Origin of the sequence: Stratiformator vulcanicus (assembly GCF_007744515.1) — a bacterium.
GTDB classification, from domain to species: Bacteria; Planctomycetota; Planctomycetia; order Planctomycetales; family Planctomycetaceae; genus Stratiformator; species Stratiformator vulcanicus.
This window is the reverse complement of the sequence record NZ_CP036268.1, coordinates 3144531-3164055: the sequence shown is the minus strand read 5'-3', so window position 1 is coordinate 3164055 and position 19525 is coordinate 3144531. Positions and strand designations below refer to the sequence as shown.

Below are 19525 nucleotides of genomic sequence, written 5' to 3'. Positions count from 1 at the left end.
TCTGCTCGATGCTCCTTGCTCCTACTTTTTCAATTCCAGTTCCCGCGCGACGAACAGGTCGGTCGGGATGTCATGTCCTTTGGCGGCCAGTCGGCCCAGCACGCGCGGCTCGTGGCCGGTGGCGTAGAAGGCCCCATCGACCCGATCGTCTTTCACACCGGTCATCCGGTAGACGAAGATGTCTTCGACGACGTAATCGCCGTCTTCAATTCCGACGACTTCCGAGATTCGCGTGATCTTCCGCTCGCCGGTACTGAGCCGACTCACGTGAACGATGATGTCCAACGCGTTGGCGACGTAGCGTCGCGCGACGGAGCTGGGCAACTCGGCCCCGGCGAGGGCGATCATCAGTTCGATACGGTCGAGGGCTTCGCGGCAATCGTTGGCGTGGACGGTACTCATCGAGCCGTCGTGGCCCGTATTCATTGCCTGCAGCATGTCGAGCACTTCGCCGCCGCGGGCTTCGCCGACGATCACACGGTCGGGCCGCATCCGCAGGCTGTTCTTGACGAGATCTCGCAGCGTGATTTCGCCTTTGCCTTCGACGTTGTGCGGACGGGCTTCGAGCGAGACGACGTCGGGTTGCTGCAACTGCAGTTCCGCTGTTTCTTCAACGGTGACAACACGCTCGGACGTCGGAATGTAACGACTCACGTTATTGAGCATGGTCGTTTTACCGGCACCGGTACCACCGCTGAACAGGATGTTGAGGCGGCCGGCCACGGCGAATTTCAGGAAGTCGGCCATGGCGGGGGCGAGGGTCCCCATCTCCACCATGTCGTCGAACTGCAATTGGTGAGTGCGGAAGCGGCGAATCGAAACCGTCGCCCCCTTCTGGGCCAGCGGTGGAATCACCGCGTTCAGTCGTGAGCCGTCCGGCAGTTTGGCATCGACCATCGGCGAGACTTCATCGATCCGACGGCCGGCTCGACCGACAAGGCGACGGATGACTTCGAGCAGGTGCTGCTGGTCAGCAAACTCGACGTCGGTCTGTTCCAACCGGCCGTTCCGCTCGACGAACACGCTGTGAGGACCGTTGACGAGCACGTCGCTGACGGCAGGGTCGCTCATCAGTGGTTCGAGCGGACCGAAACCGTAGATTTCGTCCATGATCTCGCGGACCATGCGGTCGCGCTGCTCGGACGAAAGGTCGACGTCTTCCTGATCGCACAGGTGCGTGGCGAGGGCGGTGAGCTGGCGTCGCAGGTCGGCTTCATCCAGATCGCCCGCCTTCGACATGTCGATCGCGTCGACCATACGGTGATGGATGCGCGTCTTGACCCGTTGGAACTCCCGGGTCGGAAGTCCCTGTCCGTTCGTGGTCTGAGTTTCTGTCTTGGTAACCATGGCGGTCGCCTGTTATCGCGAGGGTGATCGGGTCGGGATTTGAATGTCTGAGGGTTCGTTTGGAATCAGTAGCTCAGATAGATCTTGCAGACGTACGGGTTCGGAGCCGGCAGGTCGGACGATTCGGAATCACGCTTTGCCAGGATGGCGGTCGGCGTCGCGACGATCGTCGGTTGGACGATCGCCCGCAGGGAGCCGTCGTCAGCCGCGATGAGATCGACGAACCGGATCGCGGCGAAGTCGGCGAGACGAATCGCGCCGGTTGATGCCGCCTGCGAACCTTCATAGAGGAACACGATTCGTCCTGCTCCCAACTCGATCGCGTTCCCAAGCTCCGCAAGATTCGTGTCGATCGGAACGGCGTCGAGTCGCGGATCACGCGGGAAAAATCGCAATTCCTCGCCGAATTCGCTGAGGTCTTCGGCCGAGAGACCGGAAGGCCGGTCGTCTGGGTTGCCGGCGGAGAAGTCGACCGCAACGGCATTCGTCGTTTCATCCGGTGAGGCGACGGCGACGCTCAATTGGAGTTCCGGAATGCCATCGGCGCCGGGCTGAAATGTTCCGCTCTCTTGGTCGTAGCTCCACTCATCGTTCCCGCGGCGCTGAGTGATCGCGCTGGTCCAATCATTTGTCGGGATCGCGTCATCGTCTGCAAATCGGATCGCCAACGGGAAGGCGGGAATGTCGATATGCCGTGTCGCTGCCAAACCGGAAAGGCGGTGGTTGGCTTGCGATTCGGCGACTGCTTCCATGTCGAGCATAAACTTGCCGAAGAACGGTCCGAAGATCAGCGGGATCGGTCGCCCGTTGGACTTGGTTCGTCGGGCGGTGACGACGGCGTGGCTGCAGTCGCCCACATTGCTGAGTCGATTGGCATCGTCAAGAAACCGAACGTCCCGGTTGGGTCGATCGTCGAGTGGGACGGAACCCCCGGCGACGCGGCTCGAAAATGCGACCTCGCGAGCGGCGTAAGATGCGCGCTCACGGATCGAAGTCCAATCAACGTCGGCCCGCAGGCGATCGTCGGTGTGCAACATACGAGTGGCGGCCAATGACGCCGCCTCCGCCGTATTCTTCAATTCTTGCTTCGCCGTCCGCAGCCAAAGGCTTTCCACGACGTAACCACACAGTGCCAACGATGCGAAAACGGCTGCCACGATCAGCAGCGCGGCATAGCCGCGTCGCTGATTGCGACCGCATGGTTTTCGCTCTTGTTTCGTGGGCTTGGTCATGATTTCTATCAGAATGCTGCGGAGGTCGGGTCCGATTGAAGCGGTAGATTACTAAGCCGTCGGTGCGACTTTCTTCTCGTCCTTGGGAGCCGGTTCTCGGTCAGGCCGACCGTTGATAGGGTTGTAGTTCAGGTCGTTGCCCGGAGTGTCGATCTGTGACCGCCACACGCGGCGTCCATCGTTGAAGTAAAGAACATCGCGTCGCGAGCCGTCGAAATGCTCGATCTCGAGCGGCGGTTCCGGTTCGGGCGTGGGGCGAAGACCGAGAATCTGCTCGAGCGTGGCCCGATCGCTTTCGGGAACATCGACGACGCCGGTCCCGAGACCGTCCGGGTTCAACGTCAGGGTGATGTCGCCACGGTCACGGGCGAGAATCATGATGTTGGCCTGTTCGGGCGTCAGTTCGAGCGTGATCGCCGTGGGCGAGTCGGCGACTCCCGAGCGACTTGAGACGGCCAGGATTTTGACACCGCGGAACAGCGTCATCGTCAGGCCGCCACGAATCCGTCGATCCGGGTGATTGCTGACGGTCATATGAACGTCGACAAAGTCGCCCGGATCGAGTAGCCCTTCGACGACGTCGCTGCTATCGCTGATGCCGACGGAAACGGCTCGCATGCCTTCTTTGACTTGAATGCTCGGGCGATAGCCAGGGTCCTGGAGATCGCCGAGGCGGAATGGCGAACGAGCGGGGATCGCTTCTTTCGCGTAACGACCGACGACCACCTGCTGACGCAGGATCATCGAACCGTCAATTTCTGAGGGCGGGATGAGTCCGTCGGCGATGTGGGCTTCCGTAATAAACGTGCCCGGTTTGATGTCGCCGGCGGCCATCGGAATTGTCCGGCGTTCTTCTTCGGCCGGCGCTTCTTCACTGGCGAAAATGGTCTTCGCCACGTATGCGGCAATGAGTCCGCCGACCACGACGAACATAATCAGTACGAGCAGGGCGGGTGTAAACCGCATGATTCAATCTCCCGGGTAAAGTCGCGTCGGCCAGTGGATTCGGCGATGTGAGTTGGGTAACGGGTTCGTCGGTGTTGGTGTGATTTCAGTCAGCTATTCTTTGGTCATTTTCGTCGCAGCAATCAGCTCTCGACCTCGTAGGTCGAAACCGAAGGGCCACAGCAGATTCGGCGCGGCGGCCTGCATGGGCACACGCACAACGACTTCGACCGGGTCGCCGGTCCGCTCGGCCGAACGAACACTGACGTCCGCGAAGCGGCTCATGAACGGGCCGAGCGAGCGGAGCGTGTGTTCTCTGACCGATTCCGGTTCGATGTCGACATAGCTGGCATGTCTGGCACCATTGCGGGCGGCATCGACGACGACCCCCCGGGCGTGCAGCAACATGCCGATCTCGAACATCATCGCCCCGACCATCAACAGGACAGGCAATGCAAGAATGAGTTCCGCGCTCAGAATCCCGCGGAGCGGGCGGCGGCGGACTCTTCGAGTCGAGTTAAGTTTTTGAGTTTGCATGGGCATTCATCCGGTCGCGAGTTGGAGATAGGTCGACCATCCCACGAAGGTCCAGACGGCAAGGGCGACGGGTACCGCGAAAGGCATCACGCGAGTACTCGCTCGTTTCGGAGCGGTCGGACTTTCGTCGTCCGAGGCTCCGCTGAATAATTTCTGCATCCAATTGAATGCCAGTCGTGCCAGTCCGAAGAACACGACGAGCGGAACACTGATGGCGAGCACGATCAGCGTCGGCTGCCAGCCGAGCCAAACGCTCAGGCCGCCCATCAGTTTGACATCGCCTCCGCCGGCCGCGCCGATCATCCAGAGGATGAATAAAATGCCGAACCCGGCTAGAAAGCCGAGGCCTCCGTCCGCCAGTCCCGGCAGGCCCGCAAAGGCGAGTTGGTAGATCCAACCGGCCGCGAACATCGGGACGGTCACTTTGTTGGGAATGCGGTGATAGCGGATATCCGTCACCAAAGTGATGACCGAGTAAACGGCCAGACCGGTGAGGAGCACGGCGAGTTGTAGGATGGACTCGGGCATCGCGTATCACTGCTCGATGGTTGAATTCGTTGACCCGGCCGGTCGAAACCTGTTGCAAACCGGCAACGCGAGGTCGCCGTTTCGATTCGACGGGTGTTGAAACCATACATCCTGTTGCAAAGCGGAAGCGGCGGTGTTGCCGAGCTTGTACAAATTGCCTGCAATCCTTACGCGCCCGGGCTGCCGAAACCCTCACAAGCCCGACAATCGGACCGAGACGCATTTCCGGCGTCACCGGAAGACCTGATCCGACCACAACTGGCTTCTCAGAATCTGCGCTGATAGGCTCCGTCCGGACTCAAGTTGTCGGATGAAAACCCATCCGAATTTTCCTACTTACCCTGACCGCACTTTGATGGCCGAAGATTCCAAACGCCGCGTTTTCGTCAGCCGCCGCATTCCGGAGAACGGGTTGGAGCGATTACGCACATTGTGCGACGTCGATATCTGGGAAGGCGATCTGCCGCCTGATCGCGAGACGCTTTGCACGCGTGCAGCCGGATGTCACGGCGTGCTGTCGATGCTCTCTGATGCCATCGACCCCGATTTCATGGACCGAGTCGGACCGCAATTGCAGGTCGTCAGCAATTATGCCGTTGGCTTTAACAACATTGATGTCGAAGAAGCGACGCGACGCGGCATTCGGGTCGGCAACACACCGGGCGTTCTGACTGATGCAACAGCCGACATCGCCTTCGCTCTATTAATAAACTGTGCGCGACGCATATCAGAGAGTGAACGATCGGTCCACGACGGCAAATGGAAGACATGGGAACCGCTCGGCTTTATCGGCCTTGACTTGGTCGGGAAGACGATCGGCATCGTCGGTTTGGGGCGGATCGGTCAAGCGATGGCCCGTCGTTGCCACGGCGGTTGGGGCATGGATGTGCTCTACACAAGCCGTTCATCGAAACCGGAAGCCGAAGGGGAATTCGATGCCGACTATGTCTCAATGGACGAACTGCTGACCCGGTCCGACTTCATCTCGGTTCACTGCGACCTGAATAATTCGACAAGCGGCCTGTTCGACGCATCGGCGTTTCAAAAGATGAAGTCGACAGCCGTCTTCATTAACACGGCCCGCGGATCGATCCACAATCAAAACGACCTTGCCGCTGCACTCACGAACGGCGAAATCGCGGCGGCCGGACTCGACGTGACCGACCCCGAGCCGATTCCCGCCGACGACCCCCTGCTCGACCTGCAGAACTGCGTCGTGATCCCGCACATCGGCAGCGCGACCGTGGACACCCGCGCCGCGATGGCCGATATCGCGGCTGAGAACGTCTTGCGTGCGCTCGCGGATGAGCCGATGCCGCACTGCGTGAATCCCCCTTCGTGACGCATTCAGCGGCGTTGTGAGTCAAGAAACGAATACGGAATGTTGAGGAGTCACGGATGGAGCCTGCTGAATACCTGGATGTTGCAAAACAGGCCGCCGTGGCTGCGGGAGAGGTCCTGCTGTCGTGGTCGGATCGATTTTCTGTGACTGAGAAAGGTCGAGCCGATGTTGTGACGGAGGCCGACTTTGCGTCGCAGGACGTCATCCAGAAATTGATTTCCGAGCAATTTCCCGATCACGGCTTCTTTGGCGAAGAAGGCCTCTCCCAGCCGTCACGGTCGAAGGAAGCCAATTTTCGCTGGATCATCGATCCATTGGACGGCACCTCGAACTACGTTCACGGCTTTCCCTATTACTGCGTCTCTATTGGCCTTGAAATTGACGGCGAGTTGAGCCTGGGCGTCGTTTACGATCCCATTCGCGAAGAGTTATTCGAGGCGACCTCAACAAGTCCGGCCCTGCTCAACGGCAACGCGATCTCGACGTCGACAATTCCGCAACTTCGCCAATCGCTGCTAGTCGCCAGCTTGCCTCGCAACACGGACCCAGCCGACCCGGCCGTTCGTCGATTTCTAGTCGCCCTCCCCGCTGCAGAGAATGTCCAACGGACCGGGTCGGCTGCGCTGAATCTCTGCTATGTCGCGTGCGGCCGCCTCGATGGCTTTTGGTCAAGCAGTTTAAAGCCTTGGGACATGGCCGGTGGCGTCGTTATTACCCGCAGGGCCGGTGGAACCGTAACGAAGTTGGACGGAGCCGCTTTCGATGTCGGCGTGCCGGACCTGCTTGTAACGAACGGAACGGCTATTCACGACGAGTTGGTCGCCGTACTCAGCCTTTCTTAAGAAAACGACACGAATCGGCCGTTCTCAGCTACGACCGTTCCTCATAATATTAATCGACGGCACAGGCTTCAGCGATTGAACTGTGGACACAGGCTCCTTCATACTCGCCTTGTGATCGTCCGTCGTCGTTGTGAGCCAACGACGGTAAGCGAGTTCGTGATCCCCACGAGCCATCTCGGTCGCGACCTTACCGTGAGGGCTCGGTCAGTGGCGTCTCGAGTATGGTCGTCTTAAGAAAGAGGTTGCGGATCGATCATTGGACTCGATTTGAACCGGCTCTGCAGCGGCAGCGACTTCTCCTGCAGATATTCTGCGGGGTTTTTTGATATGGTTTCTTCAATACGCGGTCGACACGTGAGCGGCAAGCTTCGAACGACATCTCAATGCTCTCGTCGGCGATTGACCGTTCATTGGCAATCACTGGCGATCTTGGCTCAATTGTTCGCAGCGACGACCTTATTGCCGACTTCACTGCTCGCCCAAGATTCCGATAATGCCGGTGCCCCGGCACGCGTTGATTCGAGATCGGCTAGCCCATCTGGAAGTGAGAAAAGACCTCCTGAGTTATTCAGCGATGCGACACGAAAGCAGTTCTACACGTGGCTCAAAGAACGAGAACGCCCTCCAGCAACGATTGAAAATATCGAATTGACCGGAGCCATTGGGGACAAGCTGGCCGAACTCGCCGTCCGATACAGCATACAGATTGATTCGCACGAAGGACCTCACCCCGTCCTGTTGGGCATACCGACCGCTACTCTGACCTCGACGCGATACGACGGACCGGGCTCCGCCAAGTTCCGCAGCCTTGATGCGTCAGAGGGATACGTTTTCGATTTTTCAGGTCGCGGAACCCATACGCTCGTGCTCAATGTGCTCGTGAGAGTGGAAAGAAAGGCGTCCCGCAGGGGCCTTCGCATCGGCTTTCCAACGACACCGGCCAAGTCGACGGCGAAACTTAAGTTTGAAGAGCCCGTCACCGACATTGCCCGGCAGGCCGGTGCACGTGGAATCATCACCGAGCGATCGGCCGATGAGCCGAATTCATTCAAGATGGCCGGATTTGGCAACGAGTTTGCCGTCGAATGGCAACGCCTTGCCGATCAATCGGGCGAAGCGGAGACATTAAAAGTTTCGACCTCAATTTCCGTGGCGGTCGTTGCGGAGACAATCCGCGTGCAGGCCCTCCAAAGGCTGCAATCGACGAATGGCCCGATCGAACGCGTTAAGGTTTCATTGCCGGCTGGGTTCACTGTGCGGGAAGCGGTAGGACGTTTGGTCGCGGGTTACACCGTCACGACCGAAGACGGGCAAGTGTTTGCAGAGGTCTTGCTGCAAGAACCGGCCGCGGGAACGCTCGAGATTGATTGGCAATTGGAGCGGCCCCTCGAAAATACAGAACAACCGTCGGTTGCCGTCGAATTCGACGGTTTTCAAGTAGACGGTGTGCCGAAGCGATCCCACAAAGGTGTGATCGTCTTAACCCAATCACGCGACTTCAACCTCCTTTTCAATCGGCAAAGAAGTCGGAATGTTCAGAAAATAGACGTGCGAGACAGCGGTTTCGCGACCGGCAGTGCGGCATTCGAATTCTTAAACCAGCCTTTTCGGTTCGCCTTTGAAGCACGACGCGTCACACCTGCCTGGCTCGTTCGCCCGGCATATACGCTCCGCTTTAGCGAAGAACAGGTAGAGATTAATTGCAAATTTCGATGCAGCATTCTTCGCGGCGACTTGGAAGAAATTGAAGTCTCGTGGCCGGGAGCGAATGATTGGCAGTTACTGCCAAAGGAAGGAGCCGGGGCGAGAGTCCTCGACTTTCCCGATGCTCCTGATGAAAAGTCGCGGTTGCAGTTTCAAATCAACTATGGCGACACTCGTGAGTTCGAATTCGGATTTGCCGGGATTCTCAGCGACACTGACATCAAGTCTTTAGAGCGTATCAGGCTGCCGAAAGTTATCGGCGGAACCGTCGGCAATGCCATCGTCAATGTCGAGTCGACTGATCGATTCGACGCAATTCTTGTCGACGAGTCAGGTGCCCCCATTCCTTTTCGGACCACACCATCGGGAGACACGCTTTCTTCGATCTACGCAATTGAAGCAGGCTCAACGATTGTTCGCCCGAGAATTAAACCACGATCTCGCGTTACTGACGTTGTTACCGAAATCGGTGTCTCGGTCGGTTCTCGCCGAACGACTTTCGAGCAGCACTTTTCAGTCAACGTGCGCTACGGTTCGATAAATCAGCTCGTCTTTCGCCACGATTCTCTAGCCGACCATCTGCCCGTCATAACGAACGAGGTCGGTCGAATTCTCAATGTGTCGAGTCAAATTGAACCGACGACTTCAAGTAAGTTAATCGTCGTCGAGTTCAGTCAATTCCAGTCCGGCAAGTTCGAATTGACGGCAAGCTGGTCGGTCCCATTAATGCCATTTAACGACCCGCAAACTGTTAAAGACCAAGCCCTTTCAGTTGCGACTGCTCAGAGGCCGCTATATCGTCCCGAACCGCGATTTGCCGTCACTACTTCACCACTGCAGGTCGTTAATGCAAGTGTCAGTGGATGCCGATTGAGAACGCTCGAAAGTAGTCTCCTGCCTGTTTCCCCGGTCAGCGAGGAATGGGCCCGGTTCAACAGCGAGGACCGGTCGTCGATCGAGTGGGCATCAGTTAACGTGCCAAAGCAATTGACTATTGAGATCTCACGGCCAAACCTGTCTGACCCCGCACAGATGCTCGGATTAAGGGCGAACATCAAACTGCTTTTCGATCGGTCCGGTCAGTTGGTCGGCCGTATTGATCAACCAATTGTTGCGGGCGTGTTCGGCAATGGAATTGACACTCCCGTCATAGTAAGTGTTCCCGAGACGGTTCAGGTGACCGCCATGTACATCGATGGAAAGCGTGTTGCGACCAATATAGTTGAAACGGTTGGAGGCCTATTTATTTCTGTAAAACGCGACGATCTCAAGGTTTCTGCTGCTTCGCAATCGGACGCAAAAATTGCAACGGTCGTTTTCCGGGCGAGAGAGGCCGTTGCTCCATCGATGTGGGAGCGTTTCATAATTCAATCGCCGCGAATTGTCACGGCCGCACCTGTCAAAGACGTGTCAGTCGAAATTTCACTTCCCTCGAAGTTATATCTCTGGAATGACCCCGACGGACTTCGACCGATGTTTGAATGGGCTTGGTCGTTAACGGGAGCCAGCCGCCGTCCGGCAGCAGAGTTCAGCCAAACGGACGGCGAAATTTCATTCGGAGCGACCCGGGATATCGATTGGCGAAGGTACAATTTTGAGGGGGCCGCTTATCCTGACATCATTATCTTCAGCATTGTTTCAACTTCACTCGTTTTCCTCGTCGGGGCTGTGGTGGCGGCGCTCCTCGTGTTTTTGATTATTAAGAACCCGGTGTTGCGAAGCCCTTTGTGCACAGTCTTGTGGATCGGGCTCGGCGGAACGCTATGGATTATTATCGGCGAAAGATTGTTCATGTTCATTCCCCCCGCTGTGGTAGGTGCCGTAATCGTTCTTATTGCAGCCGCAGTAGAACAATTCCAGCGTGCTCGGTTCGCGTCGCCGATCATCCGGGTCGAAGATGATCATGAGCTATCGGGCAGCATCTCGTTAATAGATGATTTTGTCGACAATAAATCGGACGGTTCTATCGACGAATCTAGCTCTCTAGATAATAGAGGCGAGTTCTTGACGAAGTCGGGGGAGCGGACAAATGAGTTGTCCAAACAGTCGCTCCCGGGAGAATAAGAGGTATGAATCAGACCAGTTTCTCCTGCGAAATAAGATCGACGGATATGTCAGTCACGCTCCGCTCGTTAAATAGCAGAGTCGTTCTGTTCGCGATTTACACGAGTATCTCGTTGACATGGACTATTTCGGCTCGAGTCGGCTACTGTGAAGAAAATATCCCAGTAGAAGCGATTCGCCCCAGTTCTCCGTCATTGATGGCGTTCGTTCGAGAACGGCGACTTGACGATTCGATCGAGCCGGGGCAGTGGACGGCGGCGACGATGTCCCACTTAGCTGAGCTAATGTCGTCATCGATCGAGAACCACGCTTCCCAATTAACGCCGACAGCAATTTCTCAATCGAGTTTTGAAGGGCGCGTCAGTAGCGATGGATGCCGTGGCTCGTTCGAACTTGTCTTTCAGAAGCCGATCAGCGCACTCGTATTGTCTGATACGATTAACGTTAATTTGCGGTCCGTTGTTGTCGACGGAGAGGATATCCCGTTTGGTTCCGATCGGCTTGGGCGGTTGATTGCCCGGCTTCCGCGCCCGTTGCGGCGCGTTACAGGTCGATGGGACAGTGAGATTCAGTTGATCGGCAGTGAAGGTGACTTGGAATTAACTCTTCCGGAAGCTGTGGTAACGAAAGGCGTCTTAAGCGTTCCGAGCCAATTCGATCTGACAAGTAAGTCCGGTATTGTTCGACGGCTCATTTCTTCGTCCGAACGAACAGGCCGTTGGGAAATTCTCAACGGGTCACGGTCAAAACTTGTAGTCACTCTTTCCCGCGTTCAGAAGGGGGAGAAGACTATTCCGTTGTGGGCAGAGGGGAATGTCGCGGCGACAATCGGACGCGATTCTGTGAAGACGGTTGCGTCACTTCGTCTTCGACCTTTTCGGGATGCAGTCAGCAGTCTGCGGTTTAGCGTTCCAGACACTGTCAGCCAGTTAGAAATTAGCCTCGGCGGTGACGAGTTGAGTTTCATCTCACGTGCCGAAGGCAATATTCAAATTATTGATTGCCGCCTCGATCGTTCATATCGCGGTGTATTGCCCCAACTCACTGTCTCGACGAATTCATTTCTCAACACAGATCAGTTCGTCGAAGTGCCGATGTTAATGCCAGTTGAGGCAGTCACCGAAGGAGTTGCTTTCGAAGTGCAACTTTCAGGTGGGATAAATGTGTTTGACTTGAAGTCTGAAGGGATGCAGCAATTGTCATCCCGTGATGACGGCAGCAGACTTAACTTTAATATTCTCGCGAGTAACCCGTCGCTTCGCTTTCGGTTGTCTGAGCAGCAACCGCGATATGTTGCGGAGGCCATTCATGAATTAAGTGAAACCGTGGGCCAACTCGTGTGTCGTAGCAAATACGATATATCGGTGACCTCGGGAGCACTTCCTTCGCTTGAGTTCCGCGTTCCATACGGATGGGACGTGGCGGACGTTCAAGGTCACGGCAAAGCTAATCTGTCGACGTCGAGTAATCAAAAAGTGATTTGGGATGATTACCGACTTCCTTCGGGAGAAAGACGGCTCGTCGTTGCACTTCCGAATCAACTGAGGCCGGGTGAGAGTGGGCGTTTTGGTATCGTCGCGACGGCAGTGACGATTCCAAGCCGTCCGATCGAGATTGTCACGCAATCTCAGGGTGTTTCACTGGAGAACATTCAAAGCAAATATACATTTCAGTCAGTTGGGAGTTCGGGTGAGTCTTTGGAGACGCGTGGGCAACCCGGCTCGATGCGGCTGTATACAGATTCATTTGAAGAGGCTGTCGAAAGTGTACTTAAGAGTGAACTCTTCAATGCGGAGACTACTACTTCAATTGATGTCGACGCCGGGCGAACGGTTGTTGAATATCGGCTGGAAGTGTCAGCCGAACCGATTGACACGTTTCTCGATCTCGAAATGACCGGGCCAATGTCTGACGTTCGGTGGTCGACCACCGATCCGAACCAGGGTGTGTCGGTCGTCAATGCGATTACGGATATAAGTCGTCCAGGGCGGCATTCGTCTATTCGTCTGCGAATTCCCGGCGGAAAGAACACCACCAAAACGATTGTTGGTGTCTCAGAGTTGCGATCTCCGAAAGGGCAAGAGGTAACAGTCCCTCTTCCCGTCGGTCGCGACGGTGCGTCTTTGAAAGGGATTGTGCTTTTAAGATCACGAACGGATGGGATTCGAGCGAGTCTTGCTAGCCCTGAAGCGGAGGATTCGGAGGACGAACAAAATTTGACGCAGGAGTCGCAGCGGCTGCACTACGATTCAAAACAGCCGAAACTTACTCTGTGGCGCGCTGCGCAAGTCAATCGCGGGTCTTTGCCAGTCGTCCTCGTTTCCGACGTGTCCCACTGGTCATCGGTTGCGAACGGCGGTGGGCTCGGGACTGACCCCATGCGCTGGGGCCACACAAGTGTTTTTTCGGAAGTTAAAACGTCTCAGCACTTTGTCTATCGCAACGGTGAGAACGAACGACAAGAAAGAGGGGCGATCGTAGAGACCGCAAATATCCGGCGTGACGGTGTGACGAAAGAAGAAGAGTCGCAAGCGGCCAACGATATCGATGGGCCTAAATTGACTGTCGAGAAAACTTTGTTGGGAACTCGAGCTAGGATAAGGCGTTCTTCGGTCAACGGCGATTCGCAGGAGATCGTTTGGAAAGTTCGTACTCCTCGTTCAACAAAACTCTGGATTGACGGCGTAAAATGGGCGAACCCAGACGATGCGAGTGAAGCAAGAACTTATACATTCGAAAATGTAAGGCAGGGTACGACCATTGCAGCGGTTGATACGCGACGGCATAGATCCGTTGCTCTCATTTCAACATTGCTCGTAACGATGTTCGTGTTTTCATTAAGGCGAGTTGTCGGCGGCGTGACGATTCTGACGTTCGCAGCCGGCATGATCTGTTGCTTGGCCATCGCGGGCCCTTTTAGTTTTATTGGTCCGGCGATTCTTTGCGGAACCGTGCTGAGCTTAATGATTCCGCTTCTTCTATCTTCCGGTTCGTCTGCTTTGCGAACCCGTGATGATTCCGAGGGAAGTACCGTTGTTTCAAACCGGTCATCTATATTGAGGTCATCGGCGCTAGGATTGTTCATTGCCGGTCTGGTATTCGGAGTAGCGAAGGCCGAGTCTTCACACGGAAGGCGGCTACTCACGCCGGATTCTAAAACTGGCGTGGCCACGATGCCGATTGAAATTCTTCGTGATCCGGACACTCCTAATATTGTCCATGTTAAAGAAAAGACGCTGGCGCAGCTTCGTGCGGCGCATGAAGTTCGCCGTGACTTTATTTGCACGAGTGCCGAATATACGTTGACGGCGATCGACGATGAAGTGATGAAACTCGAAGCCAGATTTCAAGTATTGGCTGGCGTTGCAAATAGTGATCGGTTTGCGATACCCGGAGCTCGTCTCGTCCGGACTGAGGAGACCGACGCATGGTTCGACGGAGAACCGGTCGAGCTGATCCGCCATGACGAAGAGCTGGCGGTCCGTTTAAAAGCGCCCGTTGATCGCTCGGAATCATCCTTGCAAGAGACGCATGAGATCAGGGTTGTCGTTTCAGCTCCGTTGCAAAGCCAGAACGGGTCTGCTCGAGATCTGCAATTGCCATTGCGGCCTGTCCCGCGTGCCAGCCTTCGAATTGTTGGTGTTAAGCAGCCGATTCGTGTGCGGGCCTTGTCCGGTAAGTCACCGCTCGCGGCGTCAGAACCGCTTAAGATTTCTGATTCGACGGTAGATGTATCTCGATTAACTGAGATTGCAATTGAATTAGGGAATAAACCTGCAATTTCAGAAGAGACGGTTGATGTTTTGTGCCGAGTGCGTCTTGCGGCGGGAATGTTGGGAGTTACCTACCATATTAAAATGAACGAGATTCGACGGCGACCGAAATCAATTTCGATTCCCGTTCCAAAAGATTCAATTCCGAGAGAAGCTAATTGGCGAAGTGGCACGTTTTCGAATGTCGCTGCCGGTACATCGATTCGCACGATGACTGTTCCCCTGCCCGCTGATTTGGAAACCAGTGATGGCTATTGGCAGTTGCCGGTGGAACTGATGCTTGCTGTTAAGGAAGAATCGTCCGCGGCGAGGATGTCGAAAGTTGTTTCGATTCCTGCTGAAATTTTTCCGTCCTCGATCCGGATTAATGGCTCAAATGATTTATTTGCCAGGGTCTTTGTTGGCGTCTCTGCCGGCGTCGCTTGGAAAGTCAATCATTCGCTGCCGGAAGTGGCGGGCGACGCTTGGGCTCCGGCCGATCCTGAAGTGTTGGAGTTTGCGGTGCTAAACAGCGGTCAAATCGTTTGGCTACTTCAATCGAAGCCATCACGAATGCCCCTTCAACTGACGAGAGTTGAGGGCGATCCGCTCATTCAAGTTCGGCAGCAATGTGTTGTGGTCGATCAGCGGATGAATATTAATTGGACGGCTCAGTTCCGAGGCGGTCGTGCTGGCGTTCTTGAAGATGACGTGACGATTCCTGCCGGGTTCGACGTTCGACGTGTTTCAGTGCAGTCCGAAGGGGTAGATCGTTTGGCGTCATGGACGCTTATCGGGAATCAGCTTTCGATCTTCCGTACCGTCCCATCCAGCGAGGGTTATGAGGTCACTATTTTCGGAAGTCGAGAGGTTCCGTTTCGGGGTTCGGTCCGATTGCCTTTGCTGCAGCCCAGCCGGTCGGAATACTCAATCAAGCAATATGTGATCGAGTGCAATTCATGGTCAGGCTTCGTCATTGACGAGATCGATTCGGGTGACTTTAAACTCATCAGAGGCGAAACGGTCGATCTCACAGGAGACCGGGAAAATACTTTTCTTCTGTCTGACGCTTCTCAATCGAGAGACCGGATCACAGGGCCGGTAGTTAATGTAACGCCAGTCGAAGAACTGGCTCTTCCGGTTCTTTCGACGCAAATTATTGATCGAAGAGAGTCAGGCCTGTTTGAGGTGACGCAGCAAATGCAGTTTGCGCGTTCGCCAACGGTGTCGACGGAATGGACTTGGAATGTGCTGACGGACGTGACGGGGCCGATTACGGTTGAAGGCGAGGATTGCTCAGCCGAACTTGCCGCCCCTGACGACGCCGCGCCGCAGGTTCTCGTCCGGTTTCCTGCCAATTCCGCGGGAGTTGCGACGGCAAGATATTATATTTCGAAAGGCGGGCCGATTGCGGTCACTCCGCTTCAGATGGACGATAGGTCCGTCGGGCGTAATGCCGTCGTTGTCGACGGCGCGAAGGTTCTCTCGTTCGGCCGTGCAAATCGTCTTTCGAACGATGAATCTCAAAAGATGCAGTTGCCGGAGTCCGTTTCGGGAAAATGGTACGAACGCAGTGCAAGAACTATTTCTGTCCGACTGGCACCGGTTCCGTCGCCAAACCTTGTTTCTAACTTAAGTGCAGGCGAGGAGGAGGATCGTTCGGCTCAGACGCTGACATCCAGAGCGGTCAATGACGATGGAGGAGTCGGCCATGTGAGCCTCGGGTTAATATCGGCATGGCTCGCGTTTGTTCTGATTTTAAGAATTGCGTGCACTGATCCGATGCAAGGTCGTCGATGGACCTATTCCGCGGCGATTGTAGTGGCTGCTTTCACTTGGTTTTTTCATCCCAATCTGATTGGAAGTGTGTGTGCTGCCGTGTTCGCTCTCGTAATCCTGTGCGTACCCTTGGCGATCGGGATGCTGCGCCAGGTGTTCTTGCGGACTCGCCGTCTTAATTAATGGATTCCAGCGACGCGATTATCGCTATTGTGTCAGATTCTTCATTGAACCGGTTCTTCATTGAGCCGGGTTCGGTCAATTCGAAGTCAAGGCGTACTGCAATTGCCAGACGATGGTGCTTAATCCGACGACGCTGCAATAGATTGAGAAAATCCAAAGACGTCGTTTGCCAACGATATTGAGCATCAGCCGTAGTGCCGCAATGCCGACGAGACAGGACACGATTGCGCCGATAAGAAGAAGGCCCCAATCGGGCTGCTCAGGTTCTTGAATCACATCGACTAAAGAAGCCGCCGCACCTCCCGCGATCGCCGGAATGGCAATGATGAACGAAAACGTTGCGGCTGTCCTGCGTTCGACACCGGCGAACAGGGCACCGGCAATCGTGCTGCCCGATCGCGAAATTCCTGGGCAGGGCGCGATTAATTGGAAGACCCCGATTATGGCTGCCTGAGCGAGCGATACCCGCGAAGAACCTTCGCCTGTTCCCATCCGCTCGGCTGCCAACAGCAGCACCGCGGTCACAAGCAAACCGCATCCTGCGACCAACGGACTCTCGAACGCCGATTCCAACGTGTCCTTCAACGGGTAAATTAGCGCAAGTGGAATCGTCGCGACGACAACGGCTCGGAGTAATGGGGGGTCGGACAGGCTTTGAATGAGTTCTCGTCGAAACACGACCAATATCGAAACGAGCGTACCCACATGCAGCGCGACGTTGGTCGTCAGGCCGATTTTGGGAAGTGACTCATCACCAAATTGCTCAAGCAGCGCGCTTGCGATCACGATATGGCCGGACGAACTGATCGGCAGGAACTCGGCGAGTCCCTGGACAATGCCGAGCGCAATGACCTGCAACAGCGATCCCACAGCGGTGGCCGAAATTTAGAGGGGAAACGGCCGAGCGAAGCCGGCTGATGCGAATGAAATCCTGAACGTACCTTTGTTGAACTGTAGCACGAAACAAGGTGTGACGGGCAGGCCGAGTCGGCATCTGAGCCGTTCCAATGTTGCCAAACGTCAACAAACCCTCAGAAGAAGCATTGAGGCAGGGCTGGCGGGCGTGGCGGGCGTCTTGGCTGATCGGTTCAGGCTCGTCGGAAGCGGGTATGATGCAATCACACCGTCAGACGTCAAATCGATCGCGCGGGGGAAATTCAAATGCGGTCGAGCGCGTCAAACCAGCGGAACAATGCCTCGATTGAGGTTCGCGGAAGGCGACCATCCTCGCTCGTGTAGGGGATGGAAGCGACGGGAAATTTCAGGCCGTTCAACAACTGTGCAGAACGCTTGATGAGAGGGAGGATGCGGATTGATTCGTCAAAGGCGAATAAGAATTGCGTCCGGTAATTCGGATCGTTCTGAATTACGTCTCCGGCGATCGGTGAATCGATGATCGCCGCACCGGTATACAAATCTCGCTCTTTGGAAAGGGCTTGGAAGGCCATCACCCCTCCGCGACCGCGTCCGACGACGGCGACGCGAACAGGATCAATCGAATACCGTTCGCGGAAGCGGCGGGTCAGTTCCGTCACGTATTCGATTTCTTCGCCCTTCCAGCCGGCGATATCAGCCGCTTTCGGGCCGAGCAAACAGACTCCGTGCAAATCGCAGAAGGGCTTCCACTTGCGAGACACTTCGGCTTCCATCGTATCGCCGGCGGGGTGCAGCCAGACGATCAGCCCGTACGCCGCTTGCGGGTTGTATGATTCTGGGACGTAGGCCCAATAGCTTCGTTCGCCGTCTTCCCACGTTTCGCTGAGCCTGCCGGTATCGACTTCCACGTCTTCGCCGGGTGGGACAATCGCGGCGATCGGCAGACTTCCAACGATTTCAGTGGGGACTGAGTCGAGCGCCACCGTGACCGTTGAAGGGCTATCGCCTTTCTCGTATTCCAACTCGATTTCCTGGCCGGGCCGAAGATTTCGGATCACACCCAAGAGCTCTTCCGAACTGGTGACCGGCGACCAATCCGGCGCGTCATTCGATTCTTCTCCACTTGCTTCGGCGTTTTTAAATTTTACGGCCGTGATGACATCGCCGACACTTAGTCCCGCCTCTTCGGCAGGGCTGCCTTTAAAGACGTAACGCACTCTCATGCCAGTCGTCTCGTCGTCCGTAACCGCTGCTGCGTTCTCGGAACCATCGGGGCGGGCGGGGAGAATGCCCAGAAACCCCGATGCGTAGGGCTTTAATTCGGCGACCAATTCGGCCGACCCGCTCAGCGTTTCGTCGCCGCGGCGGAATCCCACCTCGATCGTATCGCCCGCGTAGAGTGGACCAATCGCCTGTTTCACGTCTGCGATTCGCTGAACCGGTTTGCCGTTAATTGAAATCAGCGTGTCTTCGGTGGCGAGGCCGATCTGTTCGGCCGGGGAATCGACCCGGACCATCCCGATCAGCGGCTCGCCGGTCAGCTCATTCTTCGATTTGAACGAAATACCGAGCAGTCCGGGCCGTAGCGTTTCCCCCGCTTTGAGTCGATCCGTCGTGCTGAGGAAGTCTTCGAACGGCACGGCGAACCCGATACCGGAGTCATAATACTCCACGCCGGCCGTCGTCCCCTTCCCCTGCATCGACAGCGGGACCAGAATTCCCACGACGCGTCCGCTTATATCAATGAGCGGACCGCCATAGTTGACCGGTGACACCTTCGCGTCGGTCTGCACGGCTTTGCCGTAGATGCGATCTTTCGCACTGATGATTCCGATCGCCAAGTTAGGACGACTGCCTCTGTAAGCTCTGCCGACGCCGATGGCCCACTGGCCGACTTTGACCTCTGATATCTCTGCCGGCTCGGCGGGAATCAGGTTTTCCGCATCGACCTTTAGCAGCGTCAGCATTCGTGATTTATCGTCGGCGATCTTTTTGGCCGCCAATTGGCGGCCGTCGACAAGTTCTACGAGAATGGATGTCGGTTCGGCGGCAAAATTAAATGTGCTGGTGACGATGTATCCGTCATCAGAAACGACAATTCCCGTCGTGGGGCCACTGCCGGCGACCTGTCCGCCCACGACGTCTCGACCACCGACGGTGCGAATTCGAACCAGCGAGGGGGCGACGGCTGCCACAGCCGACTTAAATGCCTGCTCTTCCAGTTCGACGACATCCTCGGCGTCTGAGCTTCCCGCAATTGCGATCAGCGTAGCCGCAAGGGCGGGGAGAATTAAGACGCGACGATAATCCCACATATTGCTAACCAGCTTGTTGCGAGTAAATCTAATTGGAAGAGCAGCTCGTCGAGTCGGCCGGGGTGTTCGCCACCGACCG

General features: G+C 56.0%; 11 protein-coding genes. 4 read left to right on the top strand and 7 right to left on the bottom strand.

Annotation, left to right across the window (positions count from 1 at the left end):
* Window positions 1-21 precede the first annotated feature (21 nt).
* The 5 genes from Pan189_RS12295 to Pan189_RS12275 all read right to left on the bottom strand — a co-directional run bounded on the left by Pan189_RS12295 (window position 22) and on the right by Pan189_RS12275 (window position 4589).
* A complete protein-coding gene (locus tag Pan189_RS12295) occupies window positions 22-1347 on the bottom strand; it encodes a TadA family conjugal transfer-associated ATPase (protein WP_145364192.1) in 1326 nt (441 codons plus the stop codon).
* Between the two features lie 65 nt (window positions 1348-1412).
* Window positions 1413-2579: a hypothetical protein gene (locus Pan189_RS12290; protein ID WP_145364191.1), complete on the bottom strand. Its 1167-nt coding sequence runs from the start codon at window positions 2577-2579 to the stop codon at window positions 1413-1415.
* 51 nt (window positions 2580-2630) lie between these two features.
* Window positions 2631-3545 carry a Flp pilus assembly protein CpaB gene (gene cpaB, locus Pan189_RS12285; RefSeq protein WP_145364190.1) on the bottom strand — a complete coding sequence of 305 codons (915 nt, stop codon included), beginning with the start codon at window positions 3543-3545 and terminating at the stop codon, window positions 2631-2633.
* A 93-nt stretch (window positions 3546-3638) separates the two neighbouring features.
* A complete protein-coding gene (locus tag Pan189_RS12280; RefSeq protein WP_310820386.1) occupies window positions 3639-4061 on the bottom strand; it encodes a TadE family protein in 423 nt (140 codons plus the stop codon).
* 6 nt (window positions 4062-4067) lie between these two features.
* Window positions 4068-4589, bottom strand: a complete 522-nt coding sequence (locus Pan189_RS12275; RefSeq protein ID WP_145364188.1) for an A24 family peptidase — start codon at window positions 4587-4589, stop codon at window positions 4068-4070.
* Window positions 4590-4899: 310 nt separating this feature from the next.
* Between Pan189_RS12275 and Pan189_RS12270 the strand changes: the two genes are divergently transcribed.
* The 4 genes from Pan189_RS12270 (at window position 4900) to Pan189_RS12255 (ending at window position 16255) form a co-directional block, all read left to right on the top strand.
* Window positions 4900-5931 carry a 2-hydroxyacid dehydrogenase gene (locus Pan189_RS12270; protein WP_310820385.1) on the top strand — a complete coding sequence of 344 codons (1032 nt, stop codon included), beginning with the start codon at window positions 4900-4902 and terminating at the stop codon, window positions 5929-5931.
* A gap of 56 nt (window positions 5932-5987) precedes the next feature.
* A complete protein-coding gene (locus tag Pan189_RS12265; protein ID WP_145364186.1) occupies window positions 5988-6773 on the top strand; it encodes an inositol monophosphatase family protein in 786 nt (261 codons plus the stop codon).
* 459 nt (window positions 6774-7232) lie between these two features.
* On the top strand, window positions 7233-10541 hold the full coding sequence (locus tag Pan189_RS12260) for a hypothetical protein (protein WP_310820384.1): 3309 nt from the start codon (window positions 7233-7235) through the stop codon (window positions 10539-10541).
* 5 nt (window positions 10542-10546) lie between these two features.
* Window positions 10547-16255, top strand: a complete 5709-nt coding sequence (locus tag Pan189_RS12255) for a hypothetical protein (protein WP_145364184.1) — start codon at window positions 10547-10549, stop codon at window positions 16253-16255.
* Window positions 16256-16330: 75 nt separating this feature from the next.
* Here Pan189_RS12255 and Pan189_RS12250 read toward each other — a convergent pair whose 3' ends face one another.
* Together Pan189_RS12250 and Pan189_RS12245 are read right to left on the bottom strand one after the other, a co-directional pair.
* On the bottom strand, window positions 16331-17125 hold the full coding sequence (locus Pan189_RS12250) for an undecaprenyl-diphosphate phosphatase (RefSeq protein ID WP_310820383.1): 795 nt from the start codon (window positions 17123-17125) through the stop codon (window positions 16331-16333).
* Between the two features lie 287 nt (window positions 17126-17412).
* Window positions 17413-19446: a PDZ domain-containing protein gene (locus Pan189_RS12245; RefSeq protein ID WP_145364182.1), complete on the bottom strand. Its 2034-nt coding sequence runs from the start codon at window positions 19444-19446 to the stop codon at window positions 17413-17415.
* Window positions 19447-19525 lie beyond the last annotated feature (79 nt).

Coding starts and splice junctions, on each gene's coding strand:
- Pan189_RS12265 (WP_145364186.1), top strand. CDS start 5,988: ATGGAGCCTGCTGAATACCTGGATGTTGCAAAACAGGCCGCCGTGGCT.
- Pan189_RS12255 (WP_145364184.1), top strand. CDS start 10,547: ATGAATCAGACCAGTTTCTCCTGCGAAATAAGATCGACGGATATGTCA.
- Pan189_RS12280 (WP_310820386.1), bottom strand. CDS start 4,061: ATGCAAACTCAAAAACTTAACTCGACTCGAAGAGTCCGCCGCCGCCCG.
- Pan189_RS12295 (WP_145364192.1), bottom strand. CDS start 1,347: ATGGTTACCAAGACAGAAACTCAGACCACGAACGGACAGGGACTTCCG.
- Pan189_RS12270 (WP_310820385.1), top strand. CDS start 4,900: ATGAAAACCCATCCGAATTTTCCTACTTACCCTGACCGCACTTTGATG.
- Pan189_RS12290 (WP_145364191.1), bottom strand. CDS start 2,579: ATGACCAAGCCCACGAAACAAGAGCGAAAACCATGCGGTCGCAATCAG.
- cpaB (WP_145364190.1), bottom strand. CDS start 3,545: ATGCGGTTTACACCCGCCCTGCTCGTACTGATTATGTTCGTCGTGGTC.
- Pan189_RS12245 (WP_145364182.1), bottom strand. CDS start 19,446: ATGTGGGATTATCGTCGCGTCTTAATTCTCCCCGCCCTTGCGGCTACG.
- Pan189_RS12275 (WP_145364188.1), bottom strand. CDS start 4,589: ATGCCCGAGTCCATCCTACAACTCGCCGTGCTCCTCACCGGTCTGGCC.